Origin of the sequence: Mariniflexile sp. HNIBRBA6329, assembly GCF_043558645.1 — a bacterium.
Classification (GTDB): domain Bacteria; phylum Bacteroidota; class Bacteroidia; order Flavobacteriales; family Flavobacteriaceae; genus Mariniflexile.
This window is the reverse complement of sequence record NZ_JBIFXS010000057.1, coordinates 1-239: the sequence shown is the minus strand read 5'-3', so window position 1 is coordinate 239 and position 239 is coordinate 1. Positions and strand designations below refer to the sequence as shown.

The following is a 239-nucleotide window of genomic DNA, read 5'->3' as shown; positions in this document are numbered from 1 at the left end:
GGTATGGCTACTGCTACTGATACTTGCAGTACTAATGTAACCATTACTGAAAGTGATACTGAAGTTGCTTCTTGTGGGAACACCAAAACTATTACTAGAACTTGGACAGCGACTGACGAATGTGGCAACCCAACTTCTGCAGTACAAACTATAACGGTGGTTGACACAACGCCTCCTAGCTTAACTGTGCCAGCTGATGTAACTATAGAATGTACTCAAGATACTTCTAGCGCAAGTAC

1 protein-coding gene is annotated in these 239 nt (G+C 42.7%); it reads left to right on the top strand.

The genetic code is table 11. The annotated features are described in order from the left end of the window. Positions 1-239: hypothetical protein (locus ACGK9U_RS16175; RefSeq protein WP_394467597.1), on the top strand; the 239-nt coding region annotated here is incomplete at both ends.